The sequence below is a fragment of the Faecalibacterium sp. Marseille-Q4137 genome, assembly GCF_017377535.1.
Taxonomy (GTDB): domain Bacteria; phylum Bacillota; class Clostridia; order Oscillospirales; family Ruminococcaceae; genus Faecalibacterium; species Faecalibacterium duncaniae.
On sequence record NZ_JAFREK010000019.1, the window covers coordinates 1 to 20406 of the forward strand.

21 protein-coding genes are annotated in these 20406 nt (G+C 52.9%); 4 read left to right on the top strand and 17 right to left on the bottom strand.

Annotated elements, in window-relative coordinates:
- Positions 1-563 (top strand): IS3 family transposase (locus tag J3353_RS09095; protein ID WP_207684703.1); only part of this gene is annotated, 563 nt, incomplete at its 5' end.
- A 12-nt stretch (positions 564-575) separates the two neighbouring features.
- On the opposite strand, the gene J3353_RS09100 is transcribed toward J3353_RS09095, so the two are convergent.
- The 17 genes from J3353_RS09100 to J3353_RS09180 all read right to left on the bottom strand — a co-directional run bounded on the left by J3353_RS09100 (position 576) and on the right by J3353_RS09180 (position 16283).
- Entirely contained in the window at positions 576-1550 is a 975-nt protein-coding gene (locus tag J3353_RS09100) for a serine/threonine-protein kinase (RefSeq protein WP_156072345.1), read from the bottom strand.
- A gap of 22 nt (positions 1551-1572) precedes the next feature.
- A complete protein-coding gene (locus J3353_RS09105) occupies positions 1573-2082 on the bottom strand; it encodes a hypothetical protein (RefSeq protein WP_207684704.1) in 510 nt (169 codons plus the stop codon).
- A gap of 6 nt (positions 2083-2088) precedes the next feature.
- Complete coding sequence (locus J3353_RS09110) at positions 2089-2454, bottom strand: TerY-C metal binding domain-containing protein (RefSeq protein ID WP_156072339.1); 366 nt, start codon at positions 2452-2454, stop codon at positions 2089-2091.
- Positions 2455-2671: 217 nt separating this feature from the next.
- Entirely contained in the window at positions 2672-3055 is a 384-nt protein-coding gene (locus J3353_RS09115) for a TnpV protein (protein WP_156072336.1), read from the bottom strand.
- Between the two features lie 8 nt (positions 3056-3063).
- Positions 3064-3291 (bottom strand): excisionase, encoded by a 228-nt coding sequence (locus J3353_RS09120; protein ID WP_156072333.1) that lies wholly within the window; start codon positions 3289-3291, stop codon positions 3064-3066.
- A complete protein-coding gene (locus J3353_RS09125) occupies positions 3288-3554 on the bottom strand; it encodes a DUF6462 family protein (protein WP_156072330.1) in 267 nt (88 codons plus the stop codon). The genes J3353_RS09120 and J3353_RS09125 overlap by 4 nt, the downstream gene beginning before the upstream one ends.
- Positions 3555-4017: 463 nt before the next feature.
- Complete coding sequence (locus tag J3353_RS09130; RefSeq protein ID WP_207684705.1) at positions 4018-5280, bottom strand: tyrosine-type recombinase/integrase; 1263 nt, start codon at positions 5278-5280, stop codon at positions 4018-4020.
- A 111-nt stretch (positions 5281-5391) separates the two neighbouring features.
- Positions 5392-5613 carry an excisionase gene (locus tag J3353_RS09135; protein WP_223452424.1) on the bottom strand — a complete coding sequence of 74 codons (222 nt, stop codon included), beginning with the start codon at positions 5611-5613 and terminating at the stop codon, positions 5392-5394.
- A gap of 278 nt (positions 5614-5891) precedes the next feature.
- On the bottom strand, positions 5892-7184 hold the full coding sequence (locus J3353_RS09140) for a virulence-associated E family protein (RefSeq protein ID WP_242700915.1): 1293 nt from the start codon (positions 7182-7184) through the stop codon (positions 5892-5894).
- Between the two features lie 53 nt (positions 7185-7237).
- On the bottom strand, positions 7238-8260 hold the full coding sequence (locus J3353_RS09145) for a hypothetical protein (protein ID WP_242700913.1): 1023 nt from the start codon (positions 8258-8260) through the stop codon (positions 7238-7240).
- 1322 nt (positions 8261-9582) lie between these two features.
- Complete coding sequence (locus J3353_RS16320) at positions 9583-9840, bottom strand: hypothetical protein (RefSeq protein WP_242700914.1); 258 nt, start codon at positions 9838-9840, stop codon at positions 9583-9585.
- Positions 9841-10442: 602 nt separating this feature from the next.
- Positions 10443-12272: an amylosucrase gene (locus J3353_RS09155; protein ID WP_207684707.1), complete on the bottom strand. Its 1830-nt coding sequence runs from the start codon at positions 12270-12272 to the stop codon at positions 10443-10445.
- A gap of 3 nt (positions 12273-12275) precedes the next feature.
- The gene (locus tag J3353_RS09160) at positions 12276-13208 is read right to left on the bottom strand and encodes a carbohydrate kinase (protein ID WP_112121392.1); all 933 of its coding nucleotides are present in this window, start codon (positions 13206-13208) and stop codon (positions 12276-12278) included.
- A gap of 14 nt (positions 13209-13222) precedes the next feature.
- Positions 13223-13999: a hypothetical protein gene (locus tag J3353_RS09165; protein ID WP_112121391.1), complete on the bottom strand. Its 777-nt coding sequence runs from the start codon at positions 13997-13999 to the stop codon at positions 13223-13225.
- A gap of 12 nt (positions 14000-14011) precedes the next feature.
- The gene (locus J3353_RS09170; RefSeq protein ID WP_112121390.1) at positions 14012-14602 is read right to left on the bottom strand and encodes a hypothetical protein; all 591 of its coding nucleotides are present in this window, start codon (positions 14600-14602) and stop codon (positions 14012-14014) included.
- Positions 14599-15297, bottom strand: coding sequence for a hypothetical protein (locus tag J3353_RS09175; protein WP_055186450.1), 699 nt, complete (start codon positions 15295-15297; stop codon positions 14599-14601). Before J3353_RS09175 ends, J3353_RS09170 begins: the two co-directional genes overlap by 4 nt.
- Positions 15294-16283: a LacI family DNA-binding transcriptional regulator gene (locus J3353_RS09180; protein WP_055186449.1), complete on the bottom strand. Its 990-nt coding sequence runs from the start codon at positions 16281-16283 to the stop codon at positions 15294-15296. Before J3353_RS09180 ends, J3353_RS09175 begins: the two co-directional genes overlap by 4 nt.
- A gap of 403 nt (positions 16284-16686) precedes the next feature.
- Here J3353_RS09180 and J3353_RS09185 point away from each other — a divergent pair, with 403 nt between their 5' ends.
- The 3 genes from J3353_RS09185 to J3353_RS09195 all read left to right on the top strand — a co-directional run bounded on the left by J3353_RS09185 (position 16687) and on the right by J3353_RS09195 (position 20404).
- Positions 16687-17634 carry a sugar ABC transporter permease gene (locus tag J3353_RS09185; RefSeq protein WP_055186448.1) on the top strand — a complete coding sequence of 316 codons (948 nt, stop codon included), beginning with the start codon at positions 16687-16689 and terminating at the stop codon, positions 17632-17634.
- A 15-nt stretch (positions 17635-17649) separates the two neighbouring features.
- A complete protein-coding gene (locus J3353_RS09190) occupies positions 17650-18564 on the top strand; it encodes a carbohydrate ABC transporter permease (RefSeq protein WP_112121389.1) in 915 nt (304 codons plus the stop codon).
- A gap of 181 nt (positions 18565-18745) precedes the next feature.
- The gene (locus tag J3353_RS09195) at positions 18746-20404 is read left to right on the top strand and encodes a substrate-binding domain-containing protein (protein ID WP_238057043.1); all 1659 of its coding nucleotides are present in this window, start codon (positions 18746-18748) and stop codon (positions 20402-20404) included.
- The last annotated feature ends 2 nt before the right edge of the window (positions 20405-20406 follow it).

Consider the following 20406-nt stretch of genomic DNA (forward strand, 5'->3'; position numbering starts at 1 on the left):
ACAACTCCTACAAGGGTGAAGTCGGAGAAGTTGCGCCAAACTTGCTGGAACGGCACTTCAAGACAAACCAGCCAAATCGAAAATGGGTCACAGATGTTACTGAATTCAAAGTGAACGACCAAAAACTCTATCTGTCTCCAATTCTCGATCTGTTCAATGGCGAAGTTGTCAGCTATAACCTGAGCCGCCATCCAAATTTCAAACAGATCACGGATATGCTGGAAGGTGCTTTTCAAAAGCTGCCGGACAAGGTTGACAATCTGATTCTGCATTCGGATCAGGGCTGGCAATACCAGATGAAGTCCTACCAGAATCTACTGAAAGCAAAAGGAATTACGCAAAGTATGTCTCGGAAAGCCACTTGTCTGGACAATGCGGTTGCCGAGAACTTCTTTGGACTGCTCAAGACAGAACTGTTCTATTTGGAAAAATTTGATTCCATTGACCAGCTTGAAAAGGCCATTATCGATTACATCGACTATTACAACAATCGCCGAATCAAATTAAAACTAAACGGCCTGAGCCCTGTACAGTACATGATTCAGACCGTTGGGGTCGCTTAATTTGATTTTTGTCTAACTTTTGGGGTTCATATCACAGTGTGGGCAGCGGCCAATTTCCGTGCGCAGGCGGATAAAAATATCCAGCCACTCTTTTTCCAGAATGCGTGGCTTCTGCTTCATCATTACATCATGACTGAATGCACGGATGAACGCTTCTTTTACATAGTCCGGATAAACATTCCAGAACAGTTTCAGATTATGGTCAGTTCCCGGAATCGGACGGTTTTCCGTTGTAGATGGGTCATAGACAAAAATTGGAGCACTACCATAATATTTTTGCTCGGCTTCTTTGGTCATGCAGGGAGGGGTGCTGTAACGGCCTTCCAACGGGTGGTTGATGAACAATAACCGGAACAGCACTACGGCCAGACTAAAACGGTCGCTGTTCTTGTCGGGGTCATTCTTTCCCATAACAATTTCCGGAGCCATCCAGCGCTGCTTGCCCATAATGCCAAGATTGGTTCCGAACGGACTGACGTTATCATTATCGCAAATCAGCACATCGCCATTTTCCGGGTTGATGAAGAAGTTGCCGTTGTTGATATCCTGATAACTGTAGCCATTATTGTGCAGAGCACGGAAGGCTTCGATAATATTGATTGCTGCCGTACAGAGGGCGTAGAAACTTTTGAAACGCGCCTGTTTCTGCTTTCGGCCACCCACAAAAAAGTTGGTCAGTTCTTCGTAACCAGACGGGCGCACATCCATCAGATAGCCAAACTGGTCGTTATAAACTTTGGTAATGGCTTTTGGCCAGAGAAAAGCATCCGTTGGCGCACCATTGCTAATATTGTTTTCGAGGTTTTTATAGAAGTCATTTTCCTTTCCCTTGAAAACTCCCAGATGATACCATTTCAGAGCATAGGTTTTGCCGTTGTACGATACCTTGTAGACCGTGCCCTGACCACCAGAACCAAATTCATCCAGAACCTCAGCCTGTCCCCCAGCTTGAATATCCAGCTTATCATGTACTTTTAGATTTCCCATATTGCAATACCCTTTCGATGATTTACGTCATAATTTGAAGCGTTTGTACTGCCAAATCCGCACGAGGCAGAATAAAGTTTATGACCTTTTGCCCAAATTGAAGCCCAATCGCATTGGAATAGGGATGAAATGCAGAAAGTGAACCAATGGTTTTTTCTAGGCCGCCTTTCTGCGAGGTGAAAATGATGCGCTTGTTGGTAATATAAAGGTATCCCGGTATGTAGTCGACCTTGGTTTCCGTTACCGGGATAGATTCACTGCTGCCCATGTGGTATCGAACGCCCTTGAAAAAGACACTTGGCACACTGGTACCGCCGGATTTTCGGACATTTCGAGTGGTGCTTGTCTCGACCATTTCGTAGCTCTTGTCTACAAAGCAGCATTTTTCACCCTTTTTGAGCATCAAGTTAGGCACATTCAGTTCTGCCAGACTGCCACTCTCAATCCGGGAGATTGCAGCAGAAGGAAGAACCGTCTGACTGGCAGAGAAAGTCGGCATGGGTTTCTGTTGTTGCTTGTTGAAGATACTCATAATCTTTTACCGATCTCCACTGCTTCGGATGCCAGAGCCGTCATAACCCAAACTGACAACACCATGTACTCCGCACCATCCACAGGAGAACAACCTAGAACCATTATAGCAATTCAATTTTCCACAGGTGCCGCATATTACGAAGGTAGTTGCTTTACAGTAAGGACATCCGGGATAATCTTCTGTTGGCTCAATCTTACCAATAATTGTGGTTTCATCGTAGCCTTCATGTTTTGCGGCTGATTCTTTGATAGGAAACGCCCATGTGTACTTCCAGTGCTTTTTGCCAGCCTTTTCAAAGCGGACACCGTAGGCTTTGTGGACTTTTCCGCATTTGCAAAGAGCAACTGTTGCTTCTATGCCATTCGTCATAACTTTTCCCTATTGCTCAATTGTACAGGTGTGGTTTGTGTGAATTTTATGTAACAATTATAATGCTTTTACAATAGAGCGTCAATGAGAATGCAAATATATTCCATTTTGCATTCAAAATATTTTGAAATTTATGCCTTTACATCAATTTATAACGACAGCTTGTAAACATAAGAGGGGCAGATACCAAGTTATACGGCATCTGCCCCTCCGGACATTATGCAAAGATCAATTCGGCCTTAATAACTTCCTCCGCTCGGTTCTGGATACTGTTCATCCTACGCACCCATTCCATTTGATTTGCGGCTTTCAATTCTTCGTTCATGCCCTCACGTTCTGCCATCTGCTGGGTAAGCAACTCCAGCTGTTCCTCTGCTTGTGTATCAGTGTCCGCCAGATAGGTGTTCAGCCTGCCGGACAGCAGAAGAACCTGATACCGTACTGGATGATGTTCTTTGAGATACCGTTTGTGCATTCTACCCCAGCGGCCAACAGGGCGAGAATCCTCTGCCAAAATCAAGGCAGGAAAGTAGTAATCTCCGACCAGCACATAGTCCAGCCCATTATTTTCATCATGCAATCTAGTGTTCGACTTTTCCATTGCACACCTCAAATCTTTCTCTGCTGGCGCAGGTACTCTTCAAAAATGCTTCTCCGAATTAGAATCTTCCGGCCAATCTTATAGATAGCCCCACATTCATGTGCCATCCGGGTGACAGGTTTCAGTCCAAGCCCATAATAATCGCTTGCCATGCTATAAGTCACGAACTCATGCCGCATAAAATCCATATCTTCATCGTCGATCTGGTCGGAGAACATCCACACCCTGCCGCTCACTTGTCCTCGACCTCCTCCACGGCAATTTTTCTTGCAGGTTCATGGAAGCGTTCCAAATAGGCATCAAAAATCTCCCGGTTGATAAGCACCGTGCTGTCGAAGCGGTAAATGGCCCCGGCATCGCTAGCGAGCTCCAGCAACTTCTTATGGGACAGGCTGTACACGATTTCTGCTTGCTGGTAGCGCAGGAATTGGCGGCGCAGTTTGCGAAGCTGGTCGGGAATTTCTTTCATGGGTTTGATGGGCTTGTAGTCGGTTTTCATAATTTTATCCTCCGTTTTTTGTGACTGTCTGACAGAAGTTGGCCGCAGGAGCAAACGAAAAGAGCACCTCTCGGATGGTTCCAAGAAGTGCTCTTATAGCTTTGTTCAAGCCTTGTGCGTTTTTATCTGAAATCCGTCACGCTTCATAACGGGACGTAATTCTTCAGGATTTTGCTGTCAAATTGATGTCAAAACGGGGATGACACAGTTTTTGCAAGAAAATCAGAAGTCAAATCTTTCGTTTCTATGTCAATTTCCTTGTAGTTCACTGGTCGATGGGCTTCATCGTGGGGATGTCATCGACGAACGGTTATAAGCCTTTATTTCTTGATACTACTCTACACCACAAGGGTTGAATTTTGCCATTCCATTTACATCTCTACACAAGCCTTTATCCGAACTGTATCGTTTGGCGTATGAATTGGCGTAAATGGCGTATGGCGTATTTGGCGTATGCTTTATTTTATTCTTCAGGGTCTTTCCACTGTGCGAACTGACGGTCAAGATTTTCAAATTCAGACTTACGCAATTCCTTGGTCACATCTGCATAGATGTTCAAGGTTGTGGAAATATCAGAATGTCCCAGCGCATCCTGAATCACCTTGATGTTCACGCCCGCTTCGCACATCCGGGTCGTGAAGGTATGCCGCAGGGTATGGCAGCTGAAACGCGGCAGGAGTACGTTGCTGTTCGGATTCTTCGCAAGCACTTCATCGTTGCAGTCCCGGATGATGCGCCGGATGGCCTTGTTCAGCGTTCCCTGATGCTGGCACTCACCAAAGCGGTTGACAAAGATAAAGTCCGTGTAACCGTCCACCGTTACCGTGCAATGGATCTCTGCTTCTTCCTGATAGGCACGTTCCTTTTCAAAGGCTTCTTTCACGAAGTCCATCATCGGAACAGTGCGGACACCAGCCTTCGTTTTGGGCGAGTGGCAGTTGAAGTAGCAGCCCTTCTTGCCGCCGTTGTTCTCACGGTGGTCGTAGTTGACCAGCGTGTGATTGACGGAGATCGTGCCTTCCTCAAAATCCACATCACACCAGCGCAGACCAGTGGCTTCTCCTACGCGCAAACCAGTTCCCAGCATGACCGCGAAAATTGGATACCAGTGCTGATACTTCGGCGTTTTGGAGAGGTAGGACAGCAGCAGATTCTGCTCTGCTACGGTCAATGCCTTACGGCGGTTGGTTTCAAACTGGTGTGCCTTTTTCAGCTCCCGCAGAACGTTGTCTGAGGGATTGCTCCGCAGATAGCAGTCATCCACCGCCATGTCCAGCACCTGATGCAGAACCGTGTGTACACTGTCAATCGTAGAGATCTGCAAGCCCCGCTCGTCTGCCAGCGTGTTGTAGAACTGCTTAACATCCGACTTCTTGAGCGCAGACACCTTCGATTTGCCGAAATCCGGCTCCACGAACTGCCGATAAAGGTACAGATAATTCTGAAAGGTGTTGTCCTTCAGACCACGCTTCACCTTTGCCCACAGGGTGAACACATCATTCAGGGTGACGTACCGTGCTTCTGCCTTGATGCCTTCCAGCGAATCTCGCTGAATGTCGTTTTCCTTTTCCCGAAGTTCCTCCAAGGTCGCGGCATAAATAGAATGTCGCTTGCCATCCGGGGAAGTCCAACGGAAATCGTACTTGCCATCTTTGCGCTGGGATTCGCCCTTGCGGAGAACCACACGCGCCTTGTCCTTGCGTTTCGTATTCCGATTTGTTGCCATGAGCGTTGCTCCTTTCTACATTGCGGTACAGAAAAGAGCGTTGTTCTGTGTTCATAGTACCACAGATACGCCATTCTCTGCAAGACGTTTTGAAAAATATCCGGGACATTTTCAAAGCGAGTACATTCGCTCCGTGTATTCATCCAGCTTGCGCCGCTTGATGAGCCGCTTGGAACCCACCCACAGCACGAACTGACAATGCTCCTTATCCGATAATGAACGCAGCTTGTTGATGCCAATGCCGGAATAAGCCGCAGCTTCCTCCAGCGTTAAATTGCTCTTTTCCCAAATCGGAACTTGTCGGGACTTGGTCCCTCCATCTTGTTGATGCAAGACCGTTCCGTCGCTTGAAGTCTCCACCGGGGACTTCATTGCTTCGCAAACGCGAACTTCCTTCATAGGCAGACCTCCAATTCCTTGTAACCGAACGCCTGTAACCGGGCAGGAAAACTCTCTTTTTCTGCACACAGGGCATCCGGTCGGCTTTATACTTTTTCTTATCTTTTTAAGGTTACATGGTTACAGAAAGCGGAAAACGCAGCAATCATGCGGTTTTTGCGATGTAACTGCAGCGTAACCAAACCTGTAACCGACCGTGTAACCGCTGTCCATCAGAAGGGAAAGCCCAGCTGCTTAGCTTCTGCATCCGTTATTTCGGAGAAATCTTCAGCCCCGATTTCGGGGCTGGTTACGCGCTCCCAGCCTTTCTGAACACCGTACTTCGGGTAACGCTTGGCGGTCTTGTGCGCCTGCCAGCCTTGGATATCGCCGCGCGAAATTCCCGTGTTCATGATCTCGCAGATAGTGCGGGTCTCCCACTCTGCCGGGATATTGGTGTTGCCCAGTGCTTCCGCATAGAGCTGCTTGGAACACACCCGGTCACCTGCGTAGTCCTCCAGAAAGGCATAGATCATGCCCGCCTGCGCATCCTCCTGCATGAAGTCCTGCTGATGGGCTTGCAGCGTTTCCTGCATGGCGGGGCTGAACGCCAGCTTGTAATTACCGCTGTTGTAAATCGTCATGGCTTCTGCCCAGAGCTGGTCGATATAGGTGTGAGATTCCTCCTCATTGTCCAGAATGTGCACTTCGGCCAGTTCCGCATCCACTGGGACAGGGATAAAGCGGCGGTTGCCCGTGCGGTCACGGGGCAAAAAATCCTGTCGATTGGTCGTGCCAGCAAAGACGCACTGGCGCAGACGGTCGGCAGGATGTGTCTCGTAGGGAACTTTATAGGTTTCCTTCTGCTTGCTGAGAAAACTCTTGATCTCCTCGATGCTCTTGGCATTGGCGGTGGCAATCATCTCCGACATTTCGATGATCCAGTGACCTTGCAGCTTGCGGTACACGTTGTCGTCGTCCAGCCGCCGCAGGTCGTCCGAGAACCACTCGTCCTTGACCGCCAATAGCCGAAAAAAGCTGGACTTTCCCGCACCTTGCCCGCCCACCAGACAGAGCATGGTTTCAAATTTACATCCCGGCTGGAACACCCGCTTGATGGCTCCCAGCAGAAAGATCTTCATGGCCTCGCAAGTGTACTCGTCCTCCGCAGCACCGAGGAAATGGTGCAAGACGTGGGCAATTCGCTCTGTTCCATCCCATTTCAAACCGTTCAGGTAGTCCCGGATGGGATGATAGCGGTTCTCGTTGGCAACGATGCGGATGGCCGATTCGATTTTCTTCTCGCTGGAAATACCGTACTTCTCCATCCTCCGCAGGATATATTTCATGTCCGTGTCGTTCAGCGTCTTGCCGGAGCGGGGCCAGCCCACAGGCTTTACAATGTCGATGCGCTCACTCAACAGGTTCAGCCGGATGGCATCGGCAAGCACATGGTCATTCTGCAGAATCGTGATGCAGTTCTGGATCGTCCGCTGGATTTCACCGTTAGAGTGCTTTGCCAGCATTTCCTTCACATCTCCAACGGTTCGTGGAGTGCGTTCTTCGTTGGCTTCTTTGCTCAATAAACATCACCTCGTGTTTCTGATTTCTCCGCAGTATGCTGCTCTCCGGGCTTCCGCTGGGTCTGTTCCGCCTGCAAGCGGTTCAGCAGTTGCAGAACGGAATCCCGTGCTTTCTCCTTGACCTGTTCTTTGCCTTTCTGCCGAACTTCCGGCTTCAGCAGCTTCTCTTGCAGACGTGTAGCGGTGGTCTGCATAGTCTTGAGGAACTTGTCCAGCACGGTATCCAACCGATGGGCTGCATATTCTCTCGTGGCCTGCGGAGCCTTGCGCTCCGGGGACAGCACCCACTTCTTCGTGTCCTCGATCATCCGCATATCTTCCTTGCGGGTCTCGGTGCGCACCACATCGGTCACGACCTCCACCGCCTTGTCGTAGGCCGCTGCCGAAACTTCATCGATCAGCGTTTCCATGTCGTTGACCTTGAGGGTCAATTCGTCCAGCCTGTTCTGCTGGGCGGCAAGCTGCTCCTTCTGTTTGGCAAGGATGAAATCCTGCTTTTCCAGATATTTGCGGTTGCCGTATTCCGCTTCTTCCTCCAGATCCAGCCCATGACGTTTGGCGATTTCAAACAGCATCTTCCGGCAGGCGGCATCAAAGGTGATCTTGCGGTTGTTTCGGCGGCTGAGGGGCTTGTCCAGATTGGGCAGATCAAACCCCAGTGCTTCCAGCGCCTTTTCCTGCTGTGGAGCGATCTCGCCGTACTTGTTCTCGCAGTCGAACACATGACGCTCATGGATGTGGGGAGTGCTTTCGTCCAGATGCAGTGCCCAGTCCAGCAGATGAACATGAGTGCCGAAGCGCTCATGAAATTCGGACATAAACTCTGTCACCACTAAAACCAGATCTTCCACCGATGCGTGTTCGTCCAACGTTCCGAACTGGTAGATGGTTTCTTCCGGGCAGGTTTTCTTTCCGGCAAGCAAGTCCTCTATGGTTCGGTTGCGCTCGGTATGACGAATCTTTGCATTGCGAGCATTCTGGTTCTCCACAAAGTGAGAGTAGTGGATTTCATAGAACATCTTCTCCACATCGCTGAACGCAGCAGTCTGTCTATCCTTGTCGGATGCAGAACGGATGCCACGATAGCAGTCCCAGTAGATGTTACCTTTAGCTCGTTCCGGGTCAATGTGCTCGCTGTTGGAAAGGTTGAAACTGCGGTCATTGTGCTTGGGGTTATAGGTGCCGTGGGTTCCGGCTCGTCCATTGTGTCGTGTTAATTTCAGATAGACATCCCTCTTTTCCTGTATTTTTGTGTACGGTCACTCATGCTATTAGATCACAAGAGTAATACAATTCTTCCAAGCAAAGGGTCATGCATTTCAAGATCAAGTCTTGAAATCTTCTCTCGGAATCGAGAGGTAGTCCTTTCAAAAAAGGATTTATGTGGTTGTCATACTGCAAAGAAAGTGACCTATCGCTCCTTCCCTCAGTGGGAGATCATGGCGTTTGTCGCTTTCCGCTTAGAAGAGTTTGCTTTCGCTCTGCAAGAAAAGTATAACAGAGAAACTTGGAATCGAACAGGAACTGAGAGTTCCTAATTTTCGGTGAAAGTAGGAAGCATCGTTCCCATTTCTTGTTGCATCCCTATTCTTTCTTTGCGGGGAATCATTAAGATGCTGCATCTCTGTAATTATCATAGCACCTGAAATTGCAAAAGTCGTGGACTTCGTAGGCCTATTATTGTCCCCCTAAGTGAACCCGTTTTGATTACTTTTTCCTGATTTTGGTATAAGGTTTAGCAGGAGCTTCTTTCATTTCAACAGCTTGCCGGGAGAGTGCGCAGCAGCGGAGCTGCTGGATCTGCCGCCGTTTTGCGCCAGATAATACCCAGTAGGATATGACGCACAGCATCATATCACTGGGCAAGGCGTTCCCCCTTGACTCCCTTCACAGGGCTGCGGTCTCGCCTGTCGGCTCGGTCGGTGCTTCAAAATGCCTGCGGCCTTTTGAAGTCGTCACTGGCGACCCGCACCTCTGCACTCTTGCTCCGGGCAAGCTGTCCCAAATGGACAGCTCGTCCGGCTTTTTCAGTGGGCCATTTTGACCCACTGATTCTGTTACGGGTAGAATCAAGTGCCGGGTGGCGGCACCTGATTTTCAATAGACCTTGAAGCGTTACGGAAAAACGATGTGCTCATTTTGACCACTTGGTTTTCCGTAACAGGTCGATGAATTTCTGTTCCCCCATTTGTGAGGGACTGAGTTTTATTTGGCAGATGCGTTACGCTTAACCAAGTGCTCATTTTGAACACTTGCAGCATCTGTAACACGTTTTCGATAGACTTTTTGCCGACAGGCATTGCTGCAATAGCGGGCATCTGCACGTTTGGGTGTGAATTTTTCACCGCAGCACTGGCATACTAAATCCTGACGGCGCATTTGGCGGTATTCCCGCTGCCGCCGATTGTTGGCCTGATTGCCGCACCAGTAGCTGTGACAGTATTTTCTTGGTGTAGATGGTGGTGTAGAACACCCGACCGCAGCCGCCGCAGATAAGTTTGCGGACGGCGTATCCTCCGGCGGTAAAACCCGTTTCCTCATACGATTCTTTCAAATAATCCTGATTGTTCTGCTCCCATTTTTCGTTTGTCATATACATGGAGATGACCCTCCTTTCACTGGCGTTATAGAAAAACAATGTGGTCAATTTGACCACATTGTTTTCTGGTAACTGAGGAATCAACGTTTAACCGTTCTCCCTGCATGGCTTTCCTGCCCCCTCTCGGCGGCGTTTTCTGGCTCTCCCTTGCGGGGTCATCGCCGGGTATCCCATGCAGACGGTCTTTCGATTTTCAAGGTACGGTGCTGGATTTGGCAATAAAAAATCGCCACACAACAACCTGAACCTGACCATCCCTTCCGGGATGGCCTTGGTTCGGGTTCGTTATGTAGCGATAGAAAGTTAAAAACTTGCTCCGGCTCCTTCGGGAGCCGAGCTGAAACTCTAAGTAAATATGTTATATTAAATTGTTGGGATAGATTACCACAAAAATCGCAGTGTGTCAACGTGAACTTGTCGGGGCAAGGCCCCTCCATCTTGCTACGCAAGACCGTTCTGTCGCTTAAAAGCCCCACTGGGGCTTTCATTGCTGCGCTACGCTTCGCAAACGCGAACTTTTGAGAACACGCCATTTTCGGCAGATTGCGAGAAAATGCTCTGAAAACTTTGGCGAAAAGAGAGAGCCGGATGGCTCGTTTTACTTATTTGTTTTTTACCAGCAGTGACTGATACGGTTCCAGCTCCACATCCGCCAGCCAGACGGAAGTGCCTTCCGGGGTGTGGTACTCGCCACCCAGAGCGTCCAGACTTGCCCCCGCCGGGTACTCGGTAAAGTTGAACAGTCCCACCAGCGTTTCCTCGCCGCGCTTGCGCACCAGCGCCAGCACACCGGGGTTGTGGCTGTCCCATGTGGTCACCCACGCATCCGGGGCAAAGCAGGGGTCTGCCCGCATTTGGCGCAGCTGCTCCATGCCCTGCCACAGCTGGTTTTGCAGTGTGCCCTTTCGGGTGCGCTGCTTGGCATCTTCCCAGTTGAATTTGCTGCGGTGCAGGTTGCGGCTGTCCTCCACACGGTCAGGGTCGTTTTTGTAGTCCCAGCCATTGAGCTGTGCAATTTCATCCCCGCAGTTCAGCATGGGGAAACCCTGCAAAAACGCCATGGCAGTGTGCAGCAGAAGATCACGCTTCACGGCGTAGTCCAGTGCGGTCTTATCGTCCTTTTCCAGTGCCTGTTCGATACCGCACAGGCTGGCGGTGGTGCCGCAGCTCCGGGCATCGCCGGTGGCGGGGTCGTAGTTGTACAGCTCGCCCTTTGCCCAGCTGCCGGGGAAATTGCCCTCGTAGAAGTGGTAGAGATATTCTTTATGCTTCTGCGGGTCGATGCTCAGCCGTTTTTCCACCGCCTCGTCCAGACCCCAGCCGATGTCATCGTGGCAGCGCAGATAGTTCACGAACCAGCAGTTGTCCGGCAGGGCGTGCAGGGCATCCAGCTGCGCCTTCAGCAGCCGGGTATCCCGGCTGGCAAGGGCACCCCACAGGTTGACCATGGTGGACACGTTGTAGAGCATGTGGCATTCCGGCTTTTCCGGGGTGCCGAAATAGGCGGCAAGCTCCTTGGGAGCCATGACTACCTCGCCCTTGAGGATGACCGCCGGGCAGACGCATTCCAGCACCATGCGGAGCATCCGCACGATGGTGTGCACCTGCGGCAGATTGCGGCAGGTGGTGCCCAGCTGCTTCCAGATGTAGGGCACGGCGTCAATGCGGAACACCTCTACGCCAAGGTTTGCAAGGTGCAGAATGCTCTTGGTCATGTCCACGAACACCGCCGGGTTGGCGTAGTTCAGGTCCCACTGGTAGTCGTGGAAGGTGGTCAGCACCCACTTGTGCATTTCTTCGCACCATGTAAAGTTGCCGGGTGCGGTGTTGGGGAACACCTGCGGCACGGTCTGCTCGTACTGGTCGGGGATGGTGCGGTCGTCATAGAGATGGTAATAGGCCTGAAACCACGGGTCGCCCGCCTTTGCCGCCATGGCCCAGCGGTGGGTGCTGGCGGTGTGGTTCATGACAAAATCCAGACACAGGCTGATGCCGGCTTTCCGCAGTTCACGGGTCAGGTTTTCCAGATCCTTGTTGGTGCCAAGGGCAGGGTCTACGGTATCGAAATCCTCCACTGCATAGCCGCCATCGTTGTGGGGATGGGGCATCTGCAGCAGGGGCATCAGGTGCAGATAGGTCAGCTTCTGCTCCTTGAGGTAGGGCAGTTTCTTTGCCAGTTCTTTCAAATTTCCGGCAAAGAGGTCGGTGTACATGGTCATGCCGAACATATTGCCCCGCTTGTACCACTCCGGGTCGGCAGAGCGCGCCTTGTCCAGTGCTTTCAGCTCGGCACTGCGGGCGTTGTAGGCTTCTGCCATCTCCCGCTCCAGAACTTCCAGCCCTTCCCGGTTGTGGTACAGTTCCATGAACAGCCATTCCAGTTCGTCCTTGTGCTTGGCAAACCGGGACTCAAATTCCTGTTTTGTTGCCATGGTTCAGCCCTCCACTTCTGCAAGGGTGGGCATGGCGGGGATGGCACCGTGACGGCTGGTGGTGATGCTGGCAGCCTTGTTGGCAAAGGCCAGAATGCCTTCCAGCTTGTCCACGGTCAGGGTGTTCAAATCCTCCTTGCAGAGCTTGGACAGAGCAGCCCCAAAGAAGGTATCGCCTGCGCCGTTGGTGTCGCCCACCTTGCAGGGGACGCCAGCCACATGGCCGGTCTTGTCCCCAAAGCGGTAGAATACGCCGTTTGCACCCAAGGTGACAAAAATCAGCCGGATGCCGTTCTGTGCCAGTTGTGCCGTGCCGCTTTCGCAGTCGGTGGTGCCGGTGAGCAGGGGCAGCTCTTCATCAGACACTTTCAGAATATCCACCAGCGGCAGGGGAGCCTTCATCTGGGCAATGGCATCCTCTTTGTTCTTCCAGAGGTTGGCACGGTAATTGGGGTCATAGGTGATGGTAGCCCCCAGCTTTTTGGCACGGGCGGCAGCGTCCAGCGTAGCGGTACGGGAGGGGTCAGCGGTCAGGCTGACAGAACCGAAGTGGACGATTTTGGCAGCTTTCAGAGCCTCGTCCGAAATATCCTCTTTGCACAGCATCACGTCAGCGTTGGCACTGCGGTAGAAGCTGAAATCCCGCTCACCGGTGGCATCCACCGAAACAACAGCCATGGTGGTGGGGTGGTCTGCATCCACAGCCATGCCGGAAACGTCCACCTTGTTCTCTTCCAGAACCTCTTTCAGGTAGCGGCCAAAGGCATCCGCACCCACCTTGCCGATAAAGGCGGTCTGTGCGCCCAGCCGGGCGGCAGCCACAGCCAGATTTGCCGGGGCACCGCCGGGGTTTGCGGCAAACTGAGGAATGCCCTTTTCATCCTTGCCGGTCTGGGTCAGGTCGATCAAAACTTCGCCAATCGTTAAAATGTCCATGGTTGCTCTCCTTATCATTCATCATAGTGGGGTGTCTGCTCCGGGAACTGCTGGCTGATCTTTTCTTCAATGCCATAGGCGGCATTGAAATCGTTGTACAGCAAAAAGAAGCAGACGAACCAGATAAACCACACACCGAGGAAAGGCACAAGAAAGCCCGTCCACGGCAAAAACAACACAAACAGCAGCCACCATACCAGCTGAAGTACGGCTGCACCCAGAACGTGCTTGCCGTATTTCAGGCAGAATAGCACGGCATTTTGCAGGCGGTGAAGGTTGCTTTCTTCAAACAATACCACCTGCGGCCAGAACGCAGTAAACAGCATGAACAGAATCAGCAGCCCGGCCAGAAAAACAGCCATGGTTCCGATACCGGGCAGACGCTCCCCGGAGAACAGCACCATGCCGAAAAACAGCTCGATGCCAAGTGCCAGACTGAACACCACACCGGGCAGAAGGGATGCTTTCCAGTTTTGTTTCATGCCCTTGCAGTAGTTTTCCCACCAGCCCCGGGGCGCATCCCGGTAGCTGCGGAACAGCGCGTCCATCATGCAGGAAATGGCCGGCCCCACCAGCAGTCCGCCCACCACGCAGACCGGGATCAGCACCAGCAGACTGGAAGAAAGCAGGGCGTACCCCACCCCCAGCCCATAGGGGATGCACAGACCCAAGGTGACAAAATCCGCAAAGAGAAAGCTTTTCCAGTCTCGTTCCAGCAGCTCCTGATACCGGGGCAGACCAGTGGCGCGTTGACCATGGATGACCGGGTCACTCGGAAAGAATAAGCCCATTTCTACGCCTCCTTAATAGGTGCAGCCGTTCAGAAATTCGGTCAGTACAGCCAGTGCATCGCCGGTGTAGCTCTCCTGACAGGAAAGCTCCCACTCTATGGCACTGGTGCCCTTCTGTCCAAAGGCGGCAACGCCAAAGGCATAGGGGTTGCTCTTGTCCTGATAGGCAAACTGAATGACAGTGTACTCCTGCCCGGCGGCAGTCAGGGTCTGTGTGTCAGAAATATCGTAGTTCTGCTGTGCCAGCTCCTGCCAGCCGGAAACAGCGGAAGCTGCCTTTTCTTCGGTCTTGTTTTCCTGTACCACCAGCGTCAGCTGGGCATCATAGAGATCGACTGTCTTACCCTCGCTGTTTTCATAGGGCTGGGGTTCTCCGTTGACCCAAGAAGCATAGTACAGGCCGTTGGCGGCAAGGATATCCTTGTTGTCCAGCAAGGTGAAGTCCTCCGGCGGGGCAGGGGCAACCAGCGTTTTGCCTACCGGAGCCGTCCCATCCGCATTTACCAGCGGATCACTTTTCAAATTTTCATCCTTCACACCGCAGCCAGTACAGAGAACTGCCGCCAGCGCAAGTGCTACAACACACAACCAGTTCCGTTTCATGGAGTTGCTCCTTCCGTCAGAATCTCCCACAGCCGCTGTGCTCCTTCCCGGGCAAGGGCGGCTTTTTCGTTCTTGGGCTCTTCATAAAAGGCCCTGCGGCCTAAAAATAATCCGTTTACCAGTTCTGCGCTGCTGCCAGTAACGGTGGTTCCCAACACGGTGGTCTGATACGTTCCAAGGTCGTATCCGGCCAGCACCGGGCAGTCTGCCCAAGGCACGGTCTTTCCGGCGGCGGTATAGTCGTTGTCGCCCGGCGGAGTGCCGTCCCAGTTGGCAAGTGCCTGATAGTCCAGCTGAAAATGCGCCGGGTCATCCAGCAGCAGAAAATAGCTTTCCTCGGCGTTCATATCCGCCAAAAACTGCATCTGTGCGGCAAGCGCGTAAGTAGAAGCGTTTTCCACGTCCTCAGTGTCGCTGACATACTGGTTGAGCTTGACCGAAACGATTCCGTCGCCGTTCAGATCTTCGCCATACTGCGCAAAAGCGGCTTCGATGGCGTGGGCTGTATCCTCCGGCAGAGCACTTTTGCCCACATAGGCGATCTGATAGTCCGGCAGGGTTTCGCCCCAGTGCAGGGCGTTGCCCAGCCAGCTGATGCCGACCCAAAGCGCCACAGCCGCAATAATAAGGTAGAGCCAGTGGTAATGCAGCCAATTTTTGAACCAGTACCACCGGCCTTTTTCCGGGGCGGTCATGCCTTGGTGGTGCCGCCGTAGGCGTAGCGCACCGGCAGACACAACAGGGAGGGAGTGTTAGCGTGGGAGTCCTGCAGCACCAGATCCACGCAGGTCTCTGCCATGGCTTCTACCGGCTGGATGATGGTGGAGCAGTAGTAGTCCTGATCTCCAAAGGCGCGCAGACCGTCGTAGCCGATGACCTGCACATCCTCCGGTACGCGCTGCCCCATCCGGCGCAGCATCTTGATGACGGCGACCGCCAGCTTGTCGGTGACGCAAAAGATGCCGTCAAAGGCCAGCCGTCCGTCCTTCAAGTTCTCTTCTAGAAAGTGCTCGAACTCACTGAGCGGCGCGTCATCCATCAGGATCTTTTGGGTGCAGGGCAGCTGCATGGCTTCACACTCTGCCACAAAACCGTCCCGGCGTTTGTTGGTCTCGCTGGTCAGCGGGGAGCCGATGCGCAGGAATGCCAGATTTTTGCAGCCGTTTTCCACCAGCTTCTGGGCCGCCAAGCGCCCGCCGTTGTAGTTATCAGAGGCCACGCAGGTGGTGCTGCCACTGAGATAGCGGTCGATGGACACCGACCGCACATCCGGGGGAATCTTCAGGTCGGGGTTGTAGGTCAGGGCAATGATGCCATCCACCTTGTTCTGCGCCACCATCTGCACCATTTCCTGCTCCTTGGTGTAGTCGTATTCCGTATCGCACAGCAGCATCCGATAGCCGCGGTTCACCAGCGCCCGGTTGATGTAGTGTGCCACCATACTAAAGAAAGGGTTGAGCAGATTGGGCAGGATGACCGCCACGGTGTAGGTGCGGTTGTTCTTCAGCCCCTTGGCGTAGGCGTTGATGTGGTAGTCCAGCGTCTTGATGGCCTGTTCTACCTTTTTACGGTACTCGTCACCCACTGGGATGCCGTTGATGACCTTGGATACAGTGCCCAGAGAGACCCCTGCCTCCTTGGCCACATCCTTCATAGTAGGGGCGGTGTTCTGTTTTGCCATGCGGGCCACTCCTTTGTTCGTGAAACGTTTCTATTTCAAGTGGATATATATCAAAGGAAATCTTGCTGTATTCCTGCTAACTCTGAGGTTCTTGCAGCTTCAGTATAGCATGGTTTTTCCAGAATGTAAAGACTTTTTTCGTGAAATTTCATGAACCGTTTCACGAACGCACGATGATGCATTTTGCACAAAAACATCCTACCGCAAGTGTGCAAAACGTTGAAAACATGGATACAAGGCATTTTTTGCGTAAAATCCTGTTGACACAAAAACGCTGGCGTGTTATCTTTGTGTTGCAAGCCGTGTAACGTTTCACGGGAAACGACAAAAAACGCTCCCCGAACGGCAGGGAACCCCGCCCACGGGCCTGTGGGCAGCGTAAAAACAAGAAGGAGGAGTTTTTATGACGCAGACCTCGCCAGCTGCTGCACGTCAGCTGGACGCTATCCCGGTCCACCGCAAAAGCCTCAGCCAACGGCTGCGGGAAAACTGGCAGCTCTATGTGATGCTGCTGATCCCGGTGGTGCTGACCATCGTTTATAAGTACTGGCCCATGTACGGCATCCAGATCGCCTTCCGGGACTTCAAGGCAAGCCGGGGCATCACCGGCAGCGAGTGGGTCGGCCTGTACTGGTTTGAACGGTTCTTCACCGCACCCAACTGTGTGCGCATGATCAAGAATACCGTGCTGCTGAGCCTGTACAGCCTGCTGTGGAGTTTCCCCATCCCCATCATCCTGTCCCTGTGCATCAACCAGCTGCGCTTTGCAAAGTTCAAGCGGGTGGTGCAGACGGTGCTGTATGCACCCCACTTCATCTCCACCATGGTCATCTGTGGTATGATCAAGATTTTCCTCAGCCCCTCGGGTGGTCTGCTGAACCTGATCCTGGGCACCAGCGTGGACTTCCTCTCGGAGAGCGCCGCCTTCCGCACCATCTATGTGGCATCCGGCATCTGGCAGGAAGCCGGATGGGGTACCATCATTTATATGGCTTGTCTGGCTGCTGTGGATACCAGCCTGTACGAAGCCGCTAAGATCGATGGCGCGTCCATGTTCCAGCGTATCCTGAACATTGATATCCCGGAACTGGTACCCATGATCGTGCTGCAGCTCATTATGAGTGTAGGCAACCTGATGAACGTGGGCTTTGAAAAGGTGCTGCTGCTGCAGACCGAACTGAACAAGGCCACCAGCGACATCATTGCCGTGTACGTCTATGAACAGGGCATCATCAACGCCAAGTACAGCTATTCCACCGCTGTGGGTCTGTTCAACACGGTGGTCAACATCATCCTGCTCATCATCGTCAACCGCATCGCCAAAAAGGCGGCAGACGTCAGCTTTGTGTAAAGGGGGCGAACCGTTATGGCAAAAAACATTGCAGCATCTCGTCAAAAGAAGCCCGGCGGTCTGTCCGATAAGGTCAGCGACATCGTTCTGGTGGTCATCTGCGCCGCCGTCATGCTCATCGTGGCCTATCCGCTGTACTACGTTCTGGTGGCGTCCTTCTCAGACCCCTACGACGTGTACGCCGGCAAGACCTTCCTGCTGCCCAGCCAGTTCACCCTGAAGGGCTATCAGGCTGTGTTTGCAGACAGTGCGCTGTTCTCCGGTTTTATGAACAGCATCAAGTACACCGTCATCGGCACCATCTACTCGGTGGTCATGATCTATCTGGTGGCATATCCGCTGAGCGTCAAAGACCTGCCCGGACGCAAATACATCAGTCTGTTCTTCGTCATCACCATGTATTTCGGCGGCGGTCTGGTACCTACTTACCTGATCGTTAAGGAAACGGGTCTGCTGGGCAGTATGTGGGCACTGTTCCTGCCCGGTGTGGTGGCTGTGGGCAACGTGATCATCGTCCGCAACTTCTTCGAGAACAACATCCCCCGGGAACTGCTGGAAGCCGCCGAGATCGACGGTGCCTCCAAGTGGACCGTCTTTGTAAAGATGGTCATCCCTCTGAGCCGTTCCATTATGGCCGTTATGGTGGTGTACAGCATGGTGGCCTACTGGAACGACTGGTTCACCGCTCTGATCTACCTGAGAGCCGATCAGGCTCCGCTGCCGCTGGTGCTGCGCAATATCCTGATCAAGAGCTCCACCAGCGCCAGCCAGTCCTCTATGGTAGCGGGCGGCTTTGCAGAACTGAATAAGCTGACCGAAATGATCAAGTTTGCTTCCATCATCGTGGCAGCTGCCCCCATGCTGATCGTTTACCCCTTTGTACAGAAGTATTTTGAAAAAGGCTTCATGGCAGGTGCAGTCAAGGGCTAAAATTGCGACCGCGGCCTGCGGCCGAAACAGGGAGCAATTTTTGGCGCAGCGGTCTGCAAGACGCGAGTGCCGCCCAAGGCACGAAGCGGATGCAGGGCACCGCAAGAGGTTTTAAACGACCGCAGCCTATTCCAGAAAACGAAAAGAACCTGATATAACATTACAGAAAAGGAGAACAACCATGAAAAAGATGATCTCTCGCCGCAATTTCCTGAAGGTTTGCGCCGTTGCCGGTTCTGCCGTGGCACTGTCTGCCTGCGGCGGCAGCAAAAAGGCCGCTGCACCCGATCCCTCCAACACCGACCAGACCAGCTTTGACATCGTGGGCGGTCAGTCTGCTCTGAGCCCCGGCTACAACGACAACGAGGTGCTGAAGAAGCTGGCAGATAACGTGGGCGTTAAACTCAATTACGAGACCATGAGCGACTCCCTCAGCGAGCAGGTGAACATCCGCATTGCAGGCGACCAGCTGCCGGACGCCTTTATGGGTGTAGGCTTCTCCAACTACGATATCGCCAACTACGGTGCAGACGGCACCTTCCTGGACCTGACCCCCTATATCAACGCCGAGATCATGCCCAACCTGACCAAGATCCTGGACGAGCATCCCAACATCCGCGCCGCTATCACCATGAGCGACGGCTGCATCTACGGTCTGCCCGCTGCCGAGCAGATGGGCACTGCCGGTATCGGTGACGACGAGGATTACAGCATCTTCACCATTCCGCAGTTCTCCATGATCAACAAGCGCTGGCTGGACGAGCTGGGGCTGGAAGTGCCCACCACGCTGGACGAGCTGCACACCGCCCTGAAGGCCTTCAAAGACAACGATATGTCCGCCAAGGTCTACGGCAACGCTCCCGGCAGCACCATCCCCATGTCCACCGGCTTTGACGAGTGGTGCTGGGGTCAGAACATCTTCTACGCAGGCTTCGGATTCACCAACTGGCCCAACGATGTGTGCAACGATCTGGTGCTGCAGAAGGACGGCAAGTGCCGCTTTGTCTGCGCCGAGGACAACTACCGCAAGGCGATCACCTACTTCCACGACTGGTACGCCGAGGGTCTGATGGACGTGGAGATGTTCAGTCAGGATACCAACCAGCTGCTGGCTAAGGGCGCACAGGGCTATCTGGGCGTTTCCACCTGGTGGTACATCGAGGAGCTGATGGGCGATTACTCCAAGGACTATGTGTTCCTGCCCGTACTGGACGGCCCGGACGGCACTCACAACGTCACCGTGCGTACCGGCGGCGGCACTAACAGCGGCAACCTGAACGTGACCAACAAGTGCCAGAGCCCCGCCAACCTGCTGAAGTTCTTTGACCAGTGGTATGACGGCGAGACCGTGATGCAGCTGCAGTACGGCCCCATCGGCGTGTTCTTCACCGAGCAGGACGCCAACGGCAAGTGGAAATCTATCACCGAGGAAGAGGCCAAGGCAAAGTACAACAAGGGTGCCGGTGAGCTGAAATCCACCTACGAGGTCTGGGGTCCCAAGCTGATCCTCAGCGAGTACTACGACAAGTACTTCTACATGGAGGACCGCGCCATCGAGCGTCTGACCGACCTGAAGGACTTCTGGATGCCCTTTGTGGACGACACCACCACTTACCCCATCGACTGCGTGTTCACCAGCGAGGAACTGGACACCATTGACCGCTACCGTGCAGATTTTGAGAATGCAGTCTCTGAGCAGGAAGGCCTGTGGCTGAAGGATGGCGGCCCCTCTGATGACGAGTGGAGCGCATACCTCGACACCCTGACCAACAGCTGCGGCATGGACAAGCTGCTGGAAGTCTACCAGAACGCTTATGACCGCTACAAGGCCAACGTCTGATT

What these genes read in the sequence shown, in the direction of transcription:
- J3353_RS09100 (WP_156072345.1), bottom strand. Translation starts at nt 1,550, where the DNA reads ATGGGAAATCTAAAAGTACATGATAAGCTGGATATTCAAGCTGGGGGA.
- J3353_RS09105 (WP_207684704.1), bottom strand. Translation starts at nt 2,082, where the DNA reads ATGAGTATCTTCAACAAGCAACAACAGAAACCCATGCCGACTTTCTCT.
- J3353_RS09110 (WP_156072339.1), bottom strand. Translation starts at nt 2,454, where the DNA reads ATGACGAATGGCATAGAAGCAACAGTTGCTCTTTGCAAATGCGGAAAA.
- J3353_RS09115 (WP_156072336.1), bottom strand. Translation starts at nt 3,055, where the DNA reads ATGGAAAAGTCGAACACTAGATTGCATGATGAAAATAATGGGCTGGAC.
- J3353_RS09125 (WP_156072330.1), bottom strand. Translation starts at nt 3,554, where the DNA reads ATGAAAACCGACTACAAGCCCATCAAACCCATGAAAGAAATTCCCGAC.
- J3353_RS09130 (WP_207684705.1), bottom strand. Translation starts at nt 5,280, where the DNA reads ATGGCAACAAATCGGAATACGAAACGCAAGGACAAGGCGCGTGTGGTT.
- J3353_RS09140 (WP_242700915.1), bottom strand. Translation starts at nt 7,184, where the DNA reads ATGCTGGCAAAGCACTCTAACGGTGAAATCCAGCGGACGATCCAGAAC.
- J3353_RS09145 (WP_242700913.1), bottom strand. Translation starts at nt 8,260, where the DNA reads ATGTTCTATGAAATCCACTACTCTCACTTTGTGGAGAACCAGAATGCT.
- J3353_RS16320 (WP_242700914.1), bottom strand. Translation starts at nt 9,840, where the DNA reads ATGTATATGACAAACGAAAAATGGGAGCAGAACAATCAGGATTATTTG.
- J3353_RS09155 (WP_207684707.1), bottom strand. Translation starts at nt 12,272, where the DNA reads ATGGCAACAAAACAGGAATTTGAGTCCCGGTTTGCCAAGCACAAGGAC.
- J3353_RS09160 (WP_112121392.1), bottom strand. Translation starts at nt 13,208, where the DNA reads ATGGACATTTTAACGATTGGCGAAGTTTTGATCGACCTGACCCAGACC.
- J3353_RS09165 (WP_112121391.1), bottom strand. Translation starts at nt 13,999, where the DNA reads ATGGGCTTATTCTTTCCGAGTGACCCGGTCATCCATGGTCAACGCGCC.
- J3353_RS09170 (WP_112121390.1), bottom strand. Translation starts at nt 14,602, where the DNA reads ATGAAACGGAACTGGTTGTGTGTTGTAGCACTTGCGCTGGCGGCAGTT.
- J3353_RS09175 (WP_055186450.1), bottom strand. Translation starts at nt 15,297, where the DNA reads ATGACCGCCCCGGAAAAAGGCCGGTGGTACTGGTTCAAAAATTGGCTG.
- J3353_RS09180 (WP_055186449.1), bottom strand. Translation starts at nt 16,283, where the DNA reads ATGGCAAAACAGAACACCGCCCCTACTATGAAGGATGTGGCCAAGGAG.
- J3353_RS09185 (WP_055186448.1), top strand. Translation starts at nt 16,687, where the DNA reads ATGACGCAGACCTCGCCAGCTGCTGCACGTCAGCTGGACGCTATCCCG.
- J3353_RS09190 (WP_112121389.1), top strand. Translation starts at nt 17,650, where the DNA reads ATGGCAAAAAACATTGCAGCATCTCGTCAAAAGAAGCCCGGCGGTCTG.
- J3353_RS09195 (WP_238057043.1), top strand. Translation starts at nt 18,746, where the DNA reads ATGAAAAAGATGATCTCTCGCCGCAATTTCCTGAAGGTTTGCGCCGTT.